Source organism: Trinickia dabaoshanensis, assembly GCF_002879885.1.
Classification (GTDB): Bacteria; Pseudomonadota; Gammaproteobacteria; order Burkholderiales; family Burkholderiaceae; genus Trinickia; species Trinickia dabaoshanensis.
This window is the reverse complement of sequence record NZ_PNYA01000003.1, coordinates 247,603-266,647: the sequence shown is the minus strand read 5'-3', so window position 1 is coordinate 266,647 and position 19,045 is coordinate 247,603. Positions and strand designations below refer to the sequence as shown.

Here is a 19,045-nt window from a genome sequence, read left to right as displayed (position 1 = left end):
GGGCGCCGGCGAGGCGACAGGCCGCGCGCAAGCGGCGAATGGGCCGCGCCGGCGTTGTGCGGTGTTCCGATCGCGGGCGGAGGACCGGCTTTCGTTCGAGCAAATCATGATAGGCCTCGAGGTGGGGGCGATCTGAAATTGATGCGTTTGCGTCAGGCGAGCGGTACGATCCACGCCCAGCGCCCCTGTCGCTCGGTTGCGTCCCGATGCATCCGAGGCAGTCGCTCCCTTGTTGTCGGCGGACGCTGGGTCCGCCCCTAGCCGCGCTCCGTGACGAGCGCGTCGTTTGCCGCCTCGGCTTTGAGCCGGGCTCGACGCACGCGCGCTAGTGCCACCGCGCGGCTATGCGCCGGCGACGCGCCGCGCACGAACAGCGCGAGGCACACCACGGCCATCGTCCATACACCGCCGATTACGATCCACTTTTCCATTTGGCCTCTCCTTTCCCGGCGCTTACCGTGCGCTAGAACGCTTTCCTGCGTTAACGGCATTCCTCAGCCTTGGCGTAGGGGTGCTGGAACCTTTTCTCGTCAGGGAAAACACCGAGCGCAACCGGGGTTGCCTAACCGGTGCCGGTTTCCCGCCAACCCTTGCCGGCAAAGGGTTTCAAAGGGGTGCAACCGCGACGGGATTTTGGTTGCACCTTTTTATTGGGAGGCGTACGATTCCGCCAACTTTTTAGTCATCGGCCGGCGCAATAGCCGGCGATCGAAGGAATCATGGCCAGCACTACACTCGGCGTCAAAGTCGACGACCTCCTCCGCACCCGCCTCAAAGAGGCTGCCGCTCGTCTCGAGCGCACCCCTCATTGGCTGATCAAGCAGGCGATCTTCGCTTATCTCGAAAAGATCGAACATGGGCAGTTGCCCCCTGAACTCTCGGGCGTGTCGAGCCTGGGCGATCTCGGCGAGGGTTCCGGCGCCGAGCAAGAGGACGACGGTGCGCCGCATCCGTTTCTCGATTTCGCGCAAAACGTGCAACCGCAATCGGTGCTGCGCGCGGCGATCACCGCCGCGTATCGCCGGCCCGAGCCCGAGTGCGTGCCGTTCCTGATCGGCGAGGCGCGCTTGCCCGAGCCGCTCGCGGCGGACGTCGGCAAGATGGCGACCAAGCTCGTCGAGACCTTGCGCGCCAAGCGCACGGGCGGGGGCGTCGAAGGTCTGATCCACGAGTTTTCGCTGTCGAGCCAGGAGGGCGTCGCGCTGATGTGCTTGGCCGAGGCGCTGCTGCGCATCCCCGATCGCGCCACGCGCGATGCGCTCATTCGCGACAAGATCAGCAAGGGCGACTGGAAGTCGCACGTCGGCCACGCGCCGTCCCTGTTCGTGAACGCGGCCACCTGGGGCCTCATGATCACGGGCAAGCTCGTGACGACCAACAGCGAAGCGGGCCTTTCGTCGGCGCTCACGCGCTTGATCGGCAAGGGCGGCGAGCCGCTGATCCGCAAGGGCGTGGACATGGCGATGCGCCTGATGGGCGAGCAATTCGTCACGGGCGAAACGATCTCGGAAGCCCTCGCGAACAGCCGCAAGTACGAAGCGCGTGGTTTCCGCTACTCGTACGACATGCTCGGCGAAGCCGCCACCACAGAGGAAGACGCGCAGCGCTACTACGCGTCCTACGAGCAAGCGATCCACGCGATCGGCAAGGCAGCCGGCGGCCGCGGCATCTACGAAGGCCCCGGCATTTCGATCAAGCTGTCGGCGCTGCATCCGCGCTACTCGCGCGCTCAGCAAGAACGCACGATGACCGAATTGCTGCCGCGCGTGCGCTCGCTCGCCGTGCTCGCGCGCCGCTACGACATCGGCCTCAATATCGATGCGGAAGAAGCCGACCGCCTCGAACTCTCGCTCGATCTGCTCGAAGCGCTGTGTTTCGATGCCGAACTCGCCGGCTGGAACGGGATCGGTTTCGTCGTGCAGGCGTATCAGAAGCGTTGCCCGTTCGTGATCGATTACGTCGTCGATCTGGCGCGCCGCAGCCGTCACCGCATCATGGTGCGCCTCGTGAAGGGCGCGTACTGGGACAGCGAAGTCAAGCGTGCGCAACTCGACGGCCTCGAAGGCTATCCCGTCTACACGCGCAAGGTCTACACCGACGTGTCGTACGTCGCTTGCGCGAAGAAACTGCTCGGCGCGCCGGATGCCGTGTATCCGCAGTTCGCCACGCACAACGCCTATACGCTCTCGGCCATCTATCATCTGGCGGGCCAGAATTACTACCCGGGGCAGTACGAGTTCCAATGCCTGCACGGCATGGGCGAACCGCTGTACGAAGAGGTCACCGGCCGCGAGAAGCTCAATCGTCCCTGCCGCATCTACGCGCCCGTCGGCACGCACGAAACGCTGCTCGCGTACCTCGTGCGCCGCTTGCTCGAGAACGGCGCGAACACGTCGTTCGTCAATCGCATCGCCGATGAGACCGTGCCGGTTGCCTCGCTCGTCACCGATCCCGTCGACGAAGCCTCGAAGATCGTGCCGCTCGGCGCCCCGCACGCCAAGATCCCACTGCCGCGCGATCTGTTCGGCAGCGAGCGCCTGAATTCGATGGGCCTCGATCTGTCGAACGAGCATCGCCTCGCTTCGCTGTCCTCGGCCCTACTCGCGAGCGCGCATCATCCGTGGCGCGCGGCGCCGATGCTCGAAAGCGGCGAATTGGCCGCATCGAGCACGGCGGGCCGCAGCGAGCACGTCGTGCGCAACCCGGCCGATCATCGCGATATCGTCGGCACGGTCGTCGAAGCAACGCGCGACGACGTCCACGCGGCCCTGGCCGCCGCGGTTGCCGCCGCGCCGATCTGGCAAGCCACGCCCGTGTTCGCACGCGCCGATTGCCTTGCGCGCGCGGCCGACTTGCTCGAAGCGCAAATGCATACGCTGATGGGGCTCATCGTGCGCGAAGCCGGCAAGTCCTTGCCGAACGCGATCGCGGAGATTCGCGAGGCCGTCGATTTCCTGCGCTACTACTCGGCGCAGATCCGCGAGGAGTTCTCGAACGACACGCATCGTCCGCTCGGCCCCGTGGTGTGCATTAGCCCGTGGAATTTCCCGCTCGCCATCTTCATGGGGCAAGTAGCGGCCGCGCTCGCAGCGGGCAACACGGTACTCGCGAAACCCGCGGAGCAAACGCCGCTGATCGCCGCGCAGGCCGTGCGTCTGCTGCGTGAAGCCGGTGTGCCGGCCGGCGCCGTGCAACTGCTGCCCGGCGACGGCGAGACCGTCGGCGCGGCGCTGGTTGGCGATATGCGTACGCGTGCCGTCATGTTCACGGGCTCGACGGAAGTGGCGCGCCTCATCAACAAGACGCTCGCCGATCGACTCGATCCGGAAGGCAAGCCGATCCCGCTGATCGCGGAAACGGGCGGGCAAAACGCAATGATCGTCGATTCGTCGGCGCTCGCCGAGCAGGTCGTTGCCGACGTGATGCAATCGGCCTTCGATTCGGCCGGTCAGCGCTGCTCGGCGCTGCGCGTGCTGTGCCTGCAGGACGACGTGGCCGATCGCACGTTGACGATGCTCAAGGGCGCGATGCACGAACTCGCGCTCGGCAACCCCGATCGCTTATCGACGGACGTCGGCCCCGTCATCGACGCCGAAGCGAAGCGCACGATCGACACCCACGTGGCGGCACTGCGCGAGAAAGGGCGTACGGTCACGCAACTGCCGCTGACCGATGCCTGCGCGCACGGCACGTTCGTGCCTCCGACGTTGATCGAGCTCGACAGCATCGACGAGTTGAAGCGCGAAGTGTTCGGCCCGGTGTTGCACGTGATCCGCTATCGTCGCAGCGGTCTCGACAAGTTGCTCGAGCAAATCCGCGCAACCGGCTACGGCCTGACGCTCGGCATCCACACCCGGATCGACGAAACGATCGCGCACGTCATTTCGCGCGCGCACGTGGGCAACATCTACGTCAATCGCAATGTGATCGGCGCCGTGGTGGGCGTGCAGCCGTTCGGCGGCGAGGGGCTCTCGGGCACCGGTCCGAAGGCCGGCGGCGCGCTTTATTTGCAGCGCTTGTTGGCGAAGCGTCCGTCCGGTTTGCCGAAGTCGCTGGCGGCCTCGCTCATCGCCGACGGCGCGAGCGAGCAAGACAAGAGCGATGCACCGCTCTCGCCGCGCGCCGCGCTGACCGCATTGCGTGACTGGCTCATCGCCGAGCGGCAGCCTGCCATCGCGGCACGCTGCGACGGCTATCTCGCAAACATGCCGGCCGGCGCGACGGCTGTATTGCCGGGGCCGACGGGCGAGCGCAACACCTATACTCTCGGCGCTCGCGGCACGGTATCCTGCGTGCCTTCGACGGCGAGCGGCGCGCGTGCGCAATTCGCGGCGGTACTCGCCACGGGTAACCGGGCATTGTTCTCGGGTGCCGCCGGCGAGGCGCTCGTCGCGGCGCTGCCCGCGCAGCTCAAGGCCTTCGCCGAAGTGCAAAAGGGCGGCGAGGCGCGCATCGATGCGGTGCTGTTCGAGGGCGATAGCGACGAGTTGCTATCGCTCGTACGCGAAGTGGCCAAACGTCCGGGGCCGATCGTCTCCGTGCAGGGCGTCTCGACGCGCGCATTGGAAAACGGCGACGAAGATTACGCGCTCGAGCGGTTGCTGACGGAGCGTTCCGTCAGCGTGAATACGGCGGCCGCGGGCGGCAATGCGAATTTGATGACGATCGGCTGAGCAACCCTTGCCGATGGATTCAAAACCGGGAGCGTCGCGGCCACCCCGCAGCCGCTTCCAACTACCTTGGTATCTAGGAGAAGCTATGCAGCACAAAATGAAAACGCTGGCAGGCGCGACGCTCGTTGCGGCAATGTCGCTGGTGGGGACCGCAAACGCACAGCAAGCTGAACAAGTGAAGATCGGTTTTGCCGGCCCGATGACTGGCGCGCAAGCGCACTATGGCGCGGACTTCCAAAACGGCGTGAAGCTCGCGATCGCCGACATGAACGCGACCAAGCCCGTGATCGGCGGCAAGCAAGTCGAGTTCGTGCTCGACTCGGCCGACGACCAAGCCGACCCGCGCACGGGTACGACCGTGGCGCAAAAGCTCGTCGACGACGGCATCAAGGGCATGATCGGTCACTTCAACTCGGGTACGACGATCCCGGCTTCGCGTATTTACGCGAACGCGGGCATCCCCGAAGTTGCGATGGCCACGGCGCCCGAGTACACGCAACAAGGCTTCAAGACGACGTTCCGCATGATGACCTCCGACACGCAGCAAGGGTCGGTCGCGGGCACGTTCGCGGTGAAGAACCTGAACATGAAGAAGATCGCGATCGTCGACGACCGCACGGCCTACGGCCAAGGTCTTGCCGATCAATTCGCCAAGGCCGCGAAGGCTGCCGGCGCGACGATCGTCGACCGCGAGTTCACGAACGACAAGGCTGTCGACTTCAAGGGCATCTTGACGAAGCTGAAGGCCGCCAACCCCGATCTGATCTATTTCGGCGGCGCCGACTCGCAAGCTGCGCCGATGGCCAAGCAGATGAAGTCGCTGGCTATCAAGGCCCCGCTGATGGGCGGCGAAATGCTGCATACGCCTGATTTCCTGAAGATCGCCGGCCCCGCCGCCGACGGTACGTATGCATCGCTCGCCGGCCTGCCGCTGTCGGACATGCCTGGCGGCAGCCAATACGTCGCGAAGTACAAGAAGATGTTCGGCACGGACGTCGAAACGTACTCGCCGTATGCTTACGACGGCACGATGGCGCTCTTGACGGCCATGAAGAAGGCCAACTCGACCGATCCGGCGAAGTACCTGCCGGCGCTCGCAAAGACCGAGATGCCCGGCGTGACGACGACGCACCTCGCCTATGACGAACACGGCGACTTGAAGAACGGCGGCATCACGATCTACAAGGCCGAAAACGGCCAATGGAAGGCGCTGCAAAGCATCGGCGCCAAGTAATTCAAAATAATTTAGTCGCCTCTCGCTGAGCGCGCCGCCTGACCGGCGCGCGCTGAAAGCCCCGCGGACGAAAGTCGCGCGGGGCTTTATTTTTGCCGCGCCGGGCGCCGGGCGCACCTCATGAGTAAAACGCATGGCACGTATGACGAAGTTTCGATTGTCCGCGCCGTTTCGTCGAGGCTAAATCTCTATCCACGCGCAATGCAAGGCAGGCGACCCGCGCCGCGCCGGGGAATGTGCAAGGAGAGCAGATGCGAAGCGCCCTCGAGCCCCGCTCGAAGCTGCCCGACGTGGGCACCACGATCTTTACCGTCATCGGCCAGCTCGCGGCCCAATACGATGCGGTGAACCTGTCGCAAGGGGCGCCGAATTTCGCTCCCGACTCGGCCCTCATCGAAGCGGCGGCGGTGGCGATGCGTAGCGGACACAACCAGTACGCGCCGATGGCGGGTATCGATCGCTTGCGCGAGGCCGTCGCCGAGAAAGTCGAACGTCTCTACGGCGCACGCTACGACGCGGCTCGCGAGGTGACGGTCGTCGCCAGCGCGAGCGAGGGCCTGTATGCGACGATCAGCGCGCTCGTGCACCCGGGCGACGAAGTCATCTACTTCGAGCCGTCGTTCGATAGCTACGCACCGATCGTTCGGCTGCAAGGCGCTACGCCCGTGGCCATCAAACTATCGCCGCACGATTTCAGTATCGATTGGGATGCCGTTGGCGCCGTGATTACGCCGCGCACGCGCATGATCATCGTCAACACGCCGCATAACCCTAGTGCGACGATTTTCGACGAGCACGACATCGTGCGCTTGAGGGCGCTCATCGAGGATACGCCCATTGTCGTGCTGTCCGACGAGGTCTACGAGCACGTCGTATTCGACGGTGCGTTGCATCACAGCATGGCGCGGCATCCGGCGTTGGCCGAGCGTAGCGTCGTCGTGTCGTCGTTCGGCAAGACGCATCACGTGACGGGCTGGCGCGTGGGCTATTGCCTGGCTCCTGCCCGGTTGATGGCCGAGATCCGCAAGGTGCATCAATTCATGATGTTTTCGGCGGATACGCCGATGCAATACGCGCTAGCCGATGCGTTGGCCGAGCCCGGCAATTACCTCGGATTGGCCGCCTTCTACGCGCGTAAGCGCGATTTGCTGGCACAAGCGCTCGCGCCGTCACGTTTCGAACTCTTGCCGAGCCGCGGCAGCTTTTTCATGCTGGCGCGTTTCCGGTCGTTCTCCGACGAGCGCGATAGCGACTTCGTCCAACGCCTCATTCGCGACGTTGGTGTGGCGACGATTCCACTCTCGGCGTTCTATACGGACGGCACCGACACGGGCGTGATTCGTCTCAGCTTTTCGAAGGACGACACCACCCTTCTCGACGGCGCGCGCCGGCTTTGCGCGGTATGAGCAGACTACAGGAGAGATGCAGCATGAAACGAACGAAAGGATGGCTGGCGCTTGCCTGCGTATTGGCAAGCTTATTCGCGCCCGGTATAGCGGCGCCTGCGTGGGCCGACCCGTCCTCGATGCGTTTCGGCATCGAGGCGCAGTACCCGCCGTTCGAATCGAAAGATGCGAACGGACATCTGCAAGGACTCGACGTCGACATCGGCAAGGCCGTCTGCAATCAGGCGCACCTTACGTGCACCTGGGTCGAGACCTCGTTCGACGGGCTGATCCCCGCCTTGCAAGGACGCAAGTTCGATGCGATCAACTCCGCGATGAACGCGACTGCTCAGCGTCGACAGGCGATCGATTTCACGACCGTCATCTATCGCGTGCCGACGCAGTTGATCGCACGCGCCGATAGCGGGCTGGCTGCGACGGCCGAATCGCTGAAGGGAAAACACGTGGGTGTGCTGCAAGGCTCGATTCAAGAGGCTTATGCGAAGGCGCATTGGGCGCCGGCAGGGGTCGACGTCGTCTCGTATCAGGATCAAAACCAGGTCTACGCCGATCTCGTCGCGGGCCGGCTCGACGCAACGCTCGTATTGGCGCCCGCGGGCCAGAAAGGCTTCTTGTCGCGGCCCGATGGAAAAGGCTTCACCTTCGTCGGGCAACCCGTACGCGACGAGAAGATACTCGGCAGCGGCATCGCCTTCGGCATTCGCCGCGGCGACGACGCGTTGCGCACACGACTCGACGCGGCCATCGAAAAGCTGCAAGCCGATGGCGTCGTGAAGGCGCTCGCGCGCAAGTATCTCGGCGATATCGACGTCTCGGTGAAGTAGGCATGCGCGGCGGATACGCCGCGCATCGCTCAGCCCACGTGGGTTCGCTTCGTGGGCGCGGGCAGTGTTTCCATCGCGGCGAGCCCGTGAACGATGCCGCACGCATCGACGGTACCTTCGCCGTTGCATTGCACGCGCAACTCGATCAACTGGGCCTTTAGGTGCTGGAGTTCGGCCAGCCGCGTGTCGACGTGGCCGATGTGCGCATCGAGCAGCGCGTCGATCGATTCGCAGCGGTCGGAGTGACGATCCATCAAACGTAGCAGCATGCGGATTTCGTCGTGCGTCATGTCGAGCGCGCGACAGTTGCGAATGAAACGCAGACGCTCGATGTGCTCCGGGCCGTAGCTGCGGTAATTCGCATCCGTGCGCTCGGCATCCGGCATCAATCCCTCTTTCTCGTAGAAGCGGATCGTTTCGGTCGTGCAATGGGCGGCTTTCGCCAATTCGCCGATTTTCATGACAGGCTCGCTGCGGTCGTGGGTTGACCTTGGAGTGGCTACAAGGTGTTTACTGTACTCCAATGGTTTTCCGAGGACTTTTTCATGACGCGATCGCATCGCGCGCATCCAGCAGACAGCGTAGAGCAGCGGCCCACCGCCCTCACCGTGGAAAGTGAGCACACACCTGAGCTGGGCGTTCGCACGGCCGAGCATCATCGACATGCGTCGCACCACGATTGCGGGCACAGTCATTCGCACGAGCATGAGCACGAGCACGAGCACGAGCACGAGCACGAGCACGAGCACGAGCACGAGCACGAGCACGAGCACGAGCACGAGCACGAGCACGAGCACGAGCATGGAGGGTGTTGCGCGCACGAGGCGCCGGCGCTCGCGCCGCTGCCCGCGGCGACTCGGCGCGCCGACGGCACACAAACGACGATCCGGATCATGCAGATGGATTGCCCCACCGAGGAGGCGCTCATTCGCGGCAAGCTCGGCGACATGACCGGCGTGACGGGCCTTTCGTTCAACCTGATGCAGCGCACGCTGACGGTCGTGCATGCGCCGGGCGCGGAGCCCGCGATCCTGAGCGCGATCCGCTCGCTCGGCTTCGTGCCGGAGGTTCCCGATGCGGCGTCGGGCGCGCAACCCGTTGCCGAGCCGGCGCGCCCTTGGTGGCCGCTCGCATTGGCAGCCCTGGCGGCATTGGTCTCGGAAGCGGCAACCTGGTTCGGCGTGTCGCCGTGGCTCGCTGGCGGCTGCGCGGGCCTCGCGCTCGCGTTGAGCGGCCTGAGCACGTACCGCAAGGGCTGGATTGCGATTCGAAACGGCAACCTGAATATCAACGCGTTGATGAGCATCGCCGTGACGGGCGCGATGATCCTGCGCCAGTGGCCGGAGGCGGCGATGGTCATGGTGCTGTTCGCCCTCGCGGAGAGAATCGAGGCGATGTCGCTCGATCGCGCGCGCAACGCGATCCGGTCGTTGATGAAGTTGGCGCCCGAGAACGCAACCGTACAACGAGGCGATGGCAGTTGGGTGAGCGTCGAGGCGAAGACCGTGCCGATCGGGGCGCGCGTACGGGTGGCGCCCGGTGAGCGCATCGCGCTCGATGGTGAAATCGTCGCCGGCCAATCGAGCGTCAACCAAGCGCCGATCACCGGCGAGAGCTTGCCGGTGGACAAGGGGCCGGGCGACGCTGTCTTCGCGGGCACCATCAACGAGGCCGGTTCGTTCGAATATCGCGTGAGCGCATCCACCGAGGGGACGACGCTCGCGCGCATCATCCACGCGGTCGAGCAGGCGCAGGGCAACCGCGCGCCGACGCAACGGTTCGTCGATCGTTTCGCCCGCGTCTATACGCCGATCGTTTTCGCTTGCGCCTTGCTCGTGGCGGTGGCTCCGCCGCTGCTGGCCGGCGGTGCATGGCGCGAGTGGGTCTACCGTGCATTGGTGATGCTCGTCATTGCGTGCCCTTGTGCGCTCGTCATCTCCACGCCCGTCACGATCGTGAGCGGACTGGCGGCCGCCGCGCGGCGCGGCATTCTGATCAAGGGCGGCGTGTACCTCGAGGAAGGACGCAAGCTCCGATGGCTCGCTCTCGACAAGACGGGCACGATCACGACGGGCGCGCCGGCGCTGACCGATTTCGAACCGCAGGCCGGCGTGCCGCCCGCTCAGTGGCGTCGTATCGCGGCTGCCCTCGCGGGGCGGTCCGATCACCCGGTATCGCGGGCGATCGCGGGCGCGGCTGTGCCCGTGCACGCTGGGCATGATGACGATGCGATACCTGCCGTCGACAGCTTCGAGGCGTTGCCCGGTCGCGGTGTGGCGGGTGTGGTCGACGGTAAGCGTTATTGGCTCGGTAACACGCGGCTTGCTCGCGAGCGAGGATGCACGACGCAGGCCATCGCGTTACGAGCGGAGGAACTCGAACGCTTGGGCCGATCGGTCGTTTTGCTGATGGACGAGACGAACGTGCTGGCGTTATTGGCCGTGGCGGACACCATCAAGCCGACGAGTCGCGCGGCGTTGGCCCAGTTGCACGCCCTCGGGATTCGCACGGCGATGCTGACGGGGGACAACGCGCATACGGCGCGCGCGATCGCGGCGGAGGTGGGCATCGACGATGCGCGCGGCGACCAGTTGCCCGAGGACAAACTGCGCGCTATCGACTCGCTCGCGGCGGACGGCACCGCGGTGGGCATGGTGGGCGACGGCATCAACGACGCACCGGCCCTCGCGCGCGCGCGAATCGGCTTTGCGATGGGCGCGATGGGCAGCGACGCGGCAATCGAGACCGCCGACGTAGCGCTGATGGACGACGACTTGCGCAAGATCCCCGCATTCGTGCGGTTATCGCGGTCCACCTACGCGGTGCTCGTGCAAAACATCGTGTTTGCGCTGACGATCAAAGTGATCTTCTTGGCGCTGACGCTCGCCGGGCTCGGCACGATGTGGATGGCCGTATTTGCCGATGCGGGTGCGAGCCTCATCGTCGTCGCGAACGGATTGCGGCTGTTGCGGCGATGAAGCTCACCCGAGGTCGCATCGGCCTCGATAACATACTTAGCGCTCGGGCTGCGCGGGCCATCGCGTGAAGGCAAAAATCCAGAGCAACACGATGCCGACCACCGGGATGATCGAGGCCACGGCCCACCAGCCCGAGAACCCCGCCTTGCGTACCGCCGGAATGTAGATGAGGCACGTGCACAGCGCGAGCAACGCGAAGAGCGGGATCACCCGGTACGGCATCCAGTACATACCCATGGTCAGGCTCCTTAAAAGTTGCCGGTACGGGATTTCGGGGCTCGCCATTCGCCGAACGACAGCACGGCGCCGACGATGAGCGTGCCGATCACCGGAATGAGGGCCAGCAGCGAAAGCGCGCCGTGAAAGCCAGCGCGTTGGCAGATGCGCCAGAGCGGGATGATAACGAGAAGCAGAAAGAGCAACGAGAACGGCCGCATCATCGAAGACTCCTCACGGGGAACGGGGAGGGGAAGGGGAGCTGCGGCGAAAATTGTACGCCGGGACACGACCCTTTAAGCACGAAGCGACGTCCCGGTCCGCGTGTGCGCGGCACCCGGCCGCTGCTTCATCGGACGAATCGCCTACACTGGAAGCGCCATTCGCCGCTTCGTCGAGTTCGACGTCAGGCGGCGCCGAGCTTGGCCGGCGAGGCGGGCAAATGACGACTGGGGGCAATCGCATTCGGATTGCCGAGGCTCATCGAAGACCGGTTCGTAAAGGAGTTGACCATGCTGCAAAGTAGCGAAATTCAAAAGCGGTTTTCTCACATTCAGCAAACGATCAGCGAAGCGACGCGCAGTTGTCAGAGCGCACAGTCGGTGCCGCAAGATTTGAAAAATTGCGTCGAGGAACTCGACAAACAATGCCGGACGGCACAATCGGCGATGAAATCGCAGGACGAGGAACGGATGCGCGAATGCATCGACTCGCTGGAACAAATGGGCGATCGCGCCGAGCGTGCTTGCCGGCAAGCGGGCAACGTCGACGGTGAACTGAAGCGCGCCGTCTCGACGATGCATTCCGAGTTGTCGGACCTGAAACGCCAGTTGCATTGAGGCTCAAGCTGAACGCGTCGAGGCCGGCTCGGTCGGCGTGACGCGTAAAGTGAGCTTTTGCGTTAATCGCAGTACGATGATCTCGACGGTACGATCGATCTTCGAAGCATCGAGTACGCGTTGCAGCGCGTCGATGCCGTCCACGGCGACGCCGTCTATGGCGACGATCGTATCGTCGACACGTAGCCCGCCCAGTGCGGCTGGGCTGCCTTTGCCCACTTCCATCACGCGCACCCCGCTGGCCGTCTCCAAGCCGAAATAGCGCTGCGCCTTGCGTGCGATCGGCACGGCTGTACCGGCCACGCCGATGTAGGCGCGCCGTACCCGCCCATGCGCGAACAACTGCATGATGACCCACTTCGCGGTATCGATCGCGGTGGCGAAGCAAATGGCCTGCGCGCCCGGAATGATGGCCGTATTCACGCCGATGACCTGGCCTGCCGAATTGACGAGCGGGCCGCCCGAGTTGCCGGGGTTCAGGGCCGCATCGGTTTGAATCACGTCGTAGATCATGCGGCCCGAGGCCGAGCGCAGCGAGCGTCCGAGCGCGGAGACGACGCCCGTGGTGACCGTCTGAGCGAGCCCGAGCGGGTTGCCGACCGCGATGGCGATTTGGCCGACGCGCAGCTTCGACGATTCGCCGAGTTCGGCGTGCGGCAGGGGCTCGGCGGAGCCGATTCTGAGCACGGCGAGGTCGGTACTCGGATCGTCGCCGACGAGGCTGGCTTCGTGATTCGAGCCGTCGGCAAGCGTGACGCGAATCGCGGTGGCGCCATGTACGACGTGGCTGTTGGTCAGCGCGTAGCCGTCGGGGGTGAACAGGAAACCGGACCCGGTGCCCGCGTGCCGCTCGTTCTTGCCGGGGAGCGTTCGCTCGACGGAGACAAAAACGACGGCTTGCTGAACGCGTTCGAGTGCATTGATGACGGTGCGCGAGTAGGCATCGAGCAAGGCGTCGTCACGATCGGCAATGACGTCGTTCGCGGACTCGCCGCCCGGCACGGGCGGGGTGCGGGCGAGGTCATCGATGAAGGAGGGCCGGCTTCCCATGATCGTCGTTCTCCAAATGGGAGGAGGCGCGAAGATGCGGGGTGATAGTGGGGTTTTTCAAGGGGCGGCTAGGCAGCCTGAGATCGATGCCGTGCGATGGGCGGATGATGGGGCCCCGTAAGCTGGCAGGAGGTAGATGGCCATCATCCTCCGATCCAATAAAAAGGCCTGTAACCGCGCGTTGGCAGTGACAGGCTTCATGCTTTCATCTCGACCTACCGAGCTTACATATTGTGCTGCCCGCGGCCCAAGGCGGTGACGATACCCTTCTTGTTGAAGCGCACGGTCAGGTTATGCTCCTCTTCCGACTTGCCCATCATATTGGCGATGGGAATAAACGCCATGGCAGTGGTCTTGACGGTCTGATACGTCCAGACTTGCTCGCCGCCTTGCTGCAATTCGACATCGCCCGGCTTGCCGAGCGTGCGCTCGACGTCTTGCATCGTCGATTTCCCGATTTGAATGGACGAAACTTTTTGTTCATCCGTGATTGACGCGTTGCCCGTAACACAGCCACCCAACGTCAAGGTGGCTGCAACTGCGACGAGCGCGCATGCGACGATTTTTTTCATGAAGTTTGGCCTTTGCTTACAGAGTTATTCTTGTGACACGGCGGCAGGTGAACCTGTTTCTCGTTCACGCCGTGTGTAGATATCGGCAAGGATCGGCAAAACTTTAGGGCATCGCACTGTCACCCATACGACGGCCGGTTAGCGCTCGTTGTTTTGTCCCCCGATCACTTCCCAATACAAAATCGGCTAAAAATCGCCCCGAGCAGATCGTCCGACGTGAACTCCCCGGTGATCGAGTTCAATTCCTCTTGAGCCAATCGCAATTCTTCGGCGAACAAGTCCAGCGATTGCGCGCGCTCTTGCGCATGCGCTTGTGCGAGCGCCGTATGTTCCTGCGCCGCGCGCAACGCGATCAGGTGCCGTTCGCGAGCGAGATACACGCTCTCCGTCCCGGCTTGCCATCCGGCGATACGCAGCAGTTCGGCTCGCAGTAGTTCAATCCCTTCGCTCTGCTTCGCCGACAAGCGAATTTCGCAAACCTCGGTCTCGGCCGCCGTCGACGCATGCCGATTCACGCATGGCCCGATCGGCGTCAAGTCCGTCTTGTTCAACACCCGCACCACCGGTACGCCGCTCGGAAAGCGCCCAGCGATCTCGACGTCCTCGCCGGTCATCCCCGAGCGCGCATCGAGCAGATGCAAGACCACGTCCGCGCGCTCGATCTCGCTCCACGTGCGGGCGATACCGATTCGCTCGACCTCGTCTTCGGTCTCGCGCAGCCCGGCCGTATCGATGACATGTAGCGGAATGCCTTCGATCTGAATCGTCTGCGTCACCTTGTCGCGCGTCGTTCCCGCGATCGGCGTCACGATCGCGAGTTCCGCCCCGGCCAGCGCATTGAGCAACGACGACTTGCCGACGTTCGGCTGCCCCGCGAGCACGACCGACAACCCCTCGCGCAGCAACGCCCCCTGGCGCGCCTCGCCCAAGATGTAATCGAGCCGCGTACGAATATGGGCGAGCTTGCCACGCGCATCGGCCGCTTCGAGAAAGTCGATCTCTTCTTCGGGAAAATCGAGCGTGGCTTCGACGAGCATGCGCAAGGCGACCACGTCGTCCACCAGAGCATGGATGTCGCGCGAAAACGCGCCGTCGAGCGAACGCCCCGCCGAGCGCGCCGCGGCTTCGGTGCTCGCTTCGATCAAATCGGCGACGGCCTCCGCTTGAGCAAGATCGAGCTTGTCGTTCAAGAACGCGCGCCGCGTGAATTCGCCCGGCTCGGCCAACCGAAGATTGAACGTCCGGCCCGCCTCGAGACAGCGCTGCAGCACGAGTTGCAGCACGACGGGCCCGCCGTGGCCTTGCAACTCCAGCACGTGTTCGCCGGTGTACGAATGCGGCGCGGGAAAGTACAGCGCGATGCCGCGATCGAGCACCTCGCCGGCCGCATCGACGAACGGCACGTAGCTCGCGTGCCGCGGAGCGAGCACTTGACCGCAAAGCGCTTGCATCGACGCGTGCGCCGCGGCTTCGCCCGCGCGCCCGAACGAGACCCGCACGACACCGATCCCGCCACGTCCAGGGGCGGTGGCAATCGCGACGATCGGATCGGAATCGAGAGGAAGCATGGTTGGACGAAAGCGATGAATAGGAATGCGCGCGCCGAGCCCGGTGCCGCCCGGCGGCGCCTGGGCGCATCTACCCGGCATTGTAACGTGCGCTTGCACGCCGCTCGGCGGAGGCCACCGGCGCGCTGGGGAGCCGATACCATAGTTAAGATTTATCTCGTTCGGGATAGTCTAAAATTAAGACGAACTGAGATAAGCAGGCTGCATCGAATCGGCGTATTGCCATGCGTCAAGCGGGTTCTAGAAGATCGACGCCCGTTCGACCGCGCCTCTGCGCTCATTCCGAATGCCCGTTATTCGCGCCCGATCGGGCTAAAGCTGACCCGGCTGGTTGTCTCCTCGGTGTGGGCTGAATTGCACAATTTGCCGATGCCAACCGTCGATGAAAAAGCGGCGTTCTCCGAGCGCCTCAAGTTCGCTTTGCAGCGCAGCCCCGAAAAAGTGGTGGGCGGGACGCAGCTTGCGTTGCATTTCAATCTGCGCCACCACGGCGAGAACCCCATTTCCCCGCAAACAGCCCACAAGTGGCTGACCGGCCGCACGATTCCGACAGCCGATAAGCTGCTGACGCTGGCGCAATGGCTACGCGTGGATTTGCACTGGCTCCATTACGGTCCGGCGCCGAACGTGGCCGCGCGCACGACACCCAAACCGCTTCCGCGCGACGAGAAGTACCCGCTTACGCCCGAGACGATCGAACTCGCATCGAAGATCGAGTCGCTCTCGGCGCACCATCGCTATCTCGTGCAGGAGTTGATCGAGCAGTTTTACGGCGATCGCCCCGAGCGCTGAATGTCGGATCCGTGAAAAGCAAATCGCCCGGCAATTTTGCAATTGACCGGGCGATTTGCTTTTGCGCTTGGCTCGCCGGAACGCGCGGACGATGCCGCGCGCCGGCGTTCGGCGATCAGGCCGCCTTTTTCTTCGCGCCCATGACGCGCGTGATGTAGTACTGCTGCGTAATCGACAGCACGTTGTTCACGACGTAGTACAGCACGAGGCCGGCCGGGAAGAAGAAGAACATGACCGAGAATGCGATCGGCATGAACATCATCATCTTGGCTTGGACGGGGTCCGGCGGCGTCGGGTTCAAGCGCGTTTGCAGGAACATCGATACGGCCATCAGCACCGGCAGGATGTAGAACGGGTCCGCTTGCGAGAGGTCGTGAATCCAGAGAATCCACGGCGCGCCGCGCATTTCGACCGACGAGAGCAGCACCCAGTACAGCGAGATGAACACCGGGATCTGGATGACGATCGGCAAGCAGCCGCCGAACGGATTCACCTTCTCCGTCTTGTACAGCTCCATCAGCGCCGCGTTCATCTTTTGCGGGTCGCTCTTGAAGCGTTCGCGCAGCGCTTGCATGCGCGGCGTGATTTCCTTCATACGCGCCATCGACTTGTAGCTCGCCGCCGACAGCGGGAAGAACACGGCCTTGATGAGCACGGTGAGCAAGACGATCGCCCAGCCCCAGTTACCCACGAAGCCGTGGATCTTCTCGAGCAGCCAGAACAGCGGCTTGGCGATGATCGTCACGTAGCCGTAGTCCTTCACGAGTTCGAGGCCGGGTGCCACGCCTTCCAGCGCGCGCTCTTCCTCGGGACCGGCAAACAGACGCGCCGACACGTTCGTCGATTGGCCCGGATCGATCGTGGCGAGCGGCTGCCGTACGCCGATGCGATAGAGCGTCGGGTCGATCTTTTCGACGTAGATTTCGCGCGCCGCATCCTGCTGCGGAATCCAGGCGGTCGCGAAATAGTGCTGGATCATCGCAATCCAGCCGCTATTGGCCGAACTGGGGATGTCGAGCTTGTTCTTGTCGATGTCGCTGAACGTGATCTTTTGGAAGTGATGCTCGTTCGTGTAGACGGCCGGGCCGAGGAACGTATGCGAGAAGCGCGGCGTTTCGACGGCTTGGCTGTCGCGCACGATTTCCATGTACAGGCTCGGCTTGACCTTCACGTTGCCGACGTTTTCGATTTTCGTATCGACGCCGATCACGTAGCTGTCGCGCGTGAACGTGTACGTCTTCACGAGTTTGACGCCGCCCTTGACCGGCGATTCGAGCGACACCGTCAGCGTCTTCTGGTCGGGGCTGAGCGCGAGCGGGCCCGGAACCGGCGTGAAGACGTCGTTGTGGTTCGGGAAATCGCCGCCGATCAGACCCGTGCGCGCGAGATACGTGTGATTCGCGGTGTGGTCGAACAGCGTGACATTGAACGGTGCGCCGCCCGCATTCGCGTTCTTGGTCAGCACGAGCTTTTCGAGCGTGCCGCCGCGCGTATCGATCTCGCCGTCATAGACGTCGGTGCTGAAGTGGATCAGTTGCGCTTGCGGCTGCGATTGAGCCGGCGCGGTGCCGGCGACCGGTGCCGGAGCGCTCGTCGTGGCGGCGGCGTCAAGGCCGGGCGTACCCGAGGCGGGGCCCGTGGCCGTCTGCGTGTGCGTCGGGTTCGGGAAGAACATCGACGGGCGGCCATGATCGCGTTGCCAGTTGTCGAACAGCATGACGGCTGACACGAAGAAGATCGCCCATAGGATGGTGCGTTTGATATCCATGCGTGGTCTCAGAGTCGATGGAGCGGCGTTTCAGCGCTTTTTCGGGGGTGCGGGTGGAACGAGATCGATTCCGCCCGCGGAAAACGGATGGCAGCGGCATAAGCGCTTCACCGCGAGGTAACTCCCGCGCGCGGCGCCATGATACTGGATTGCCTCGCGCGCGTAATCAGAACAGGAGGGATAAAAACGGCACCGGCTGCCGAGCAGAGGGCTTACGGCAACCTTATAAAAACGCAGCAACGCGATCAGTACCGTTTGCATACCATCGGGGAGCGACGCTCCCGCCGAGCGGTGCGGCGCGTGAGGCGGTTGCCCGAGGGCATCGGCGAACGCGCGCGCATGTCGAATCAATTTTGCGCCGAATCCGAATCGGGCGGCGCGGGTTCCTGGCGCCGCGCGATTTCGCGCGACACCTTGCCCAGCAGCATCTCGATTTCCGTTCGACACAACGCTCTCAAAGGCGGCGAGACGGCGCTCGGCATCGCGGCTTTGTCGAAACGCGTGGATAGACGCAGCAGCACATCCCAGCCGTCGAACTCGGCGCGGCGCAGGCGAAAGCTCTCGCGCGCGATCCGCTTCACGAGATTGCGCGTGGCCGCTCGCGCGGCAAACTTCTTGCCGACGACGAGCCCCAGCCGGGCTGCCTGGCCCGTCGGCCGTGCATAGACGACGAAATGCGTCGAGCGGCGCCACGGGCGCAAACGAAAAACGGATGAAAATTCATCCGTTTTGAGAAGCCTCGCGGCTTTTGGGAAGGCTGCTGGTGCTCGCAACGGAACCGGCCCGATAAGGGAAGTGCAGCCCGTGCCGGCAGCCTCCGCGCAAGTACGCGTGGAGAGCGACGGCGCGCGTCGCCTTCGACTTAGATGGCCAGACGCTTGCGGCCCTTGGCGCGGCGAGCGTTGATCACTTTGCGGCCGCCGGCGGTCTTCATGCGCACGCGAAAGCCATGGGTGCGCTTGCGGCGCGTAACGGACGGTTGGTAAGTACGTTTCATGTCGATCTCACTTGAGAATGGACCGCGTACGCATCGGCACTAGGCGCGCTATAGACAACAACATCAACGCTAGGCAATGGGCCGGGGTCGAAAAAAGGGTGTTCGCTTTCGCGGGAACCCGCTATTTA

The 19,045-nt window shown here is 63.9% G+C and carries 18 protein-coding genes; 7 read left to right on the top strand and 11 right to left on the bottom strand.

Annotated elements, in window-relative coordinates:
* Positions 1 to 257: 257 nt before the first annotated feature.
* Positions 258 to 431 carry a hypothetical protein gene (locus C0Z18_RS32885; protein ID WP_158244198.1) on the bottom strand — a complete coding sequence of 58 codons (174 nt, stop codon included), beginning with the start codon at positions 429 to 431 and terminating at the stop codon, positions 258 to 260.
* Between the two features lie 288 nt (positions 432 to 719).
* On the opposite strand from C0Z18_RS32885, the gene putA reads away from it, so the two are divergent.
* From putA to C0Z18_RS04875, 4 genes are all read left to right on the top strand, one after another.
* Positions 720 to 4,673, top strand: coding sequence for a trifunctional transcriptional regulator/proline dehydrogenase/L-glutamate gamma-semialdehyde dehydrogenase (putA, locus tag C0Z18_RS04890; RefSeq protein WP_102644238.1), 3,954 nt, complete (start codon positions 720 to 722; stop codon positions 4,671 to 4,673).
* An 85-nt stretch (positions 4,674 to 4,758) separates the two neighbouring features.
* Positions 4,759 to 5,907 (top strand): branched-chain amino acid ABC transporter substrate-binding protein, encoded by a 1,149-nt coding sequence (locus C0Z18_RS04885; protein WP_102644237.1) that lies wholly within the window; start codon positions 4,759 to 4,761, stop codon positions 5,905 to 5,907.
* A 251-nt stretch (positions 5,908 to 6,158) separates the two neighbouring features.
* On the top strand, positions 6,159 to 7,313 hold the full coding sequence (locus C0Z18_RS04880) for a methionine aminotransferase (protein WP_102644236.1): 1,155 nt from the start codon (positions 6,159 to 6,161) through the stop codon (positions 7,311 to 7,313).
* A gap of 23 nt (positions 7,314 to 7,336) precedes the next feature.
* Entirely contained in the window at positions 7,337 to 8,137 is an 801-nt protein-coding gene (locus C0Z18_RS04875; RefSeq protein WP_102644235.1) for a transporter substrate-binding domain-containing protein, read from the top strand.
* Positions 8,138 to 8,166: 29 nt separating this feature from the next.
* Here the strand turns inward: C0Z18_RS04875 and cadR are convergent, their stop codons facing one another.
* The gene (gene cadR, locus C0Z18_RS04870; protein ID WP_102644234.1) at positions 8,167 to 8,598 is read right to left on the bottom strand and encodes a Cd(II)/Pb(II)-responsive transcriptional regulator; all 432 of its coding nucleotides are present in this window, start codon (positions 8,596 to 8,598) and stop codon (positions 8,167 to 8,169) included.
* Between the two features lie 84 nt (positions 8,599 to 8,682).
* On the opposite strand from cadR, the gene C0Z18_RS04865 reads away from it, so the two are divergent.
* Complete coding sequence (locus tag C0Z18_RS04865) at positions 8,683 to 11,115, top strand: heavy metal translocating P-type ATPase (RefSeq protein WP_102644233.1); 2,433 nt, start codon at positions 8,683 to 8,685, stop codon at positions 11,113 to 11,115.
* A gap of 36 nt (positions 11,116 to 11,151) precedes the next feature.
* Here C0Z18_RS04865 and C0Z18_RS04860 read toward each other — a convergent pair whose 3' ends face one another.
* Complete coding sequence (locus C0Z18_RS04860) at positions 11,152 to 11,352, bottom strand: hypothetical protein (protein ID WP_146013935.1); 201 nt, start codon at positions 11,350 to 11,352, stop codon at positions 11,152 to 11,154.
* Between the two features lie 11 nt (positions 11,353 to 11,363).
* A complete protein-coding gene (locus tag C0Z18_RS04855; protein ID WP_199189388.1) occupies positions 11,364 to 11,555 on the bottom strand; it encodes a hypothetical protein in 192 nt (63 codons plus the stop codon).
* A 288-nt stretch (positions 11,556 to 11,843) separates the two neighbouring features.
* On the opposite strand from C0Z18_RS04855, the gene C0Z18_RS04850 reads away from it, so the two are divergent.
* Positions 11,844 to 12,170, top strand: a complete 327-nt coding sequence (locus C0Z18_RS04850) for a hypothetical protein (RefSeq protein WP_102644230.1) — start codon at positions 11,844 to 11,846, stop codon at positions 12,168 to 12,170.
* Between the two features lie 3 nt (positions 12,171 to 12,173).
* Here C0Z18_RS04850 and C0Z18_RS04845 read toward each other — a convergent pair whose 3' ends face one another.
* The 3 genes from C0Z18_RS04845 to mnmE form a co-directional block, all read right to left on the bottom strand.
* Entirely contained in the window at positions 12,174 to 13,220 is a 1,047-nt protein-coding gene (locus C0Z18_RS04845; RefSeq protein WP_102644229.1) for a S1C family serine protease, read from the bottom strand.
* Between the two features lie 224 nt (positions 13,221 to 13,444).
* Positions 13,445 to 13,792 (bottom strand): outer membrane protein assembly factor BamE domain-containing protein, encoded by a 348-nt coding sequence (gene bamE / locus C0Z18_RS04840; protein ID WP_102644228.1) that lies wholly within the window; start codon positions 13,790 to 13,792, stop codon positions 13,445 to 13,447.
* A 164-nt stretch (positions 13,793 to 13,956) separates the two neighbouring features.
* On the bottom strand, positions 13,957 to 15,360 hold the full coding sequence (gene mnmE, locus C0Z18_RS04835) for a tRNA uridine-5-carboxymethylaminomethyl(34) synthesis GTPase MnmE (RefSeq protein WP_102644227.1): 1,404 nt from the start codon (positions 15,358 to 15,360) through the stop codon (positions 13,957 to 13,959).
* Between the two features lie 369 nt (positions 15,361 to 15,729).
* Here mnmE and C0Z18_RS04830 point away from each other — a divergent pair, with 369 nt between their 5' ends.
* A complete protein-coding gene (locus C0Z18_RS04830; protein ID WP_102644337.1) occupies positions 15,730 to 16,152 on the top strand; it encodes a helix-turn-helix domain-containing protein in 423 nt (140 codons plus the stop codon).
* Between the two features lie 115 nt (positions 16,153 to 16,267).
* On the opposite strand, the gene yidC is transcribed toward C0Z18_RS04830, so the two are convergent.
* From yidC to rpmH, 4 genes are all read right to left on the bottom strand, one after another.
* Entirely contained in the window at positions 16,268 to 17,920 is a 1,653-nt protein-coding gene (yidC, locus tag C0Z18_RS04825) for a membrane protein insertase YidC (RefSeq protein ID WP_102644226.1), read from the bottom strand.
* A gap of 30 nt (positions 17,921 to 17,950) precedes the next feature.
* Positions 17,951 to 18,181 (bottom strand): membrane protein insertion efficiency factor YidD, encoded by a 231-nt coding sequence (gene yidD, locus C0Z18_RS04820; RefSeq protein WP_102612946.1) that lies wholly within the window; start codon positions 18,179 to 18,181, stop codon positions 17,951 to 17,953.
* A gap of 86 nt (positions 18,182 to 18,267) precedes the next feature.
* Positions 18,268 to 18,708 (bottom strand): ribonuclease P protein component, encoded by a 441-nt coding sequence (gene rnpA, locus C0Z18_RS04815; protein ID WP_102644225.1) that lies wholly within the window; start codon positions 18,706 to 18,708, stop codon positions 18,268 to 18,270.
* A gap of 74 nt (positions 18,709 to 18,782) precedes the next feature.
* Positions 18,783 to 18,917, bottom strand: a complete 135-nt coding sequence (rpmH, locus tag C0Z18_RS04810; RefSeq protein ID WP_004198824.1) for a 50S ribosomal protein L34 — start codon at positions 18,915 to 18,917, stop codon at positions 18,783 to 18,785.
* Between the last annotated feature and the right edge of the window lie 128 nt (positions 18,918 to 19,045).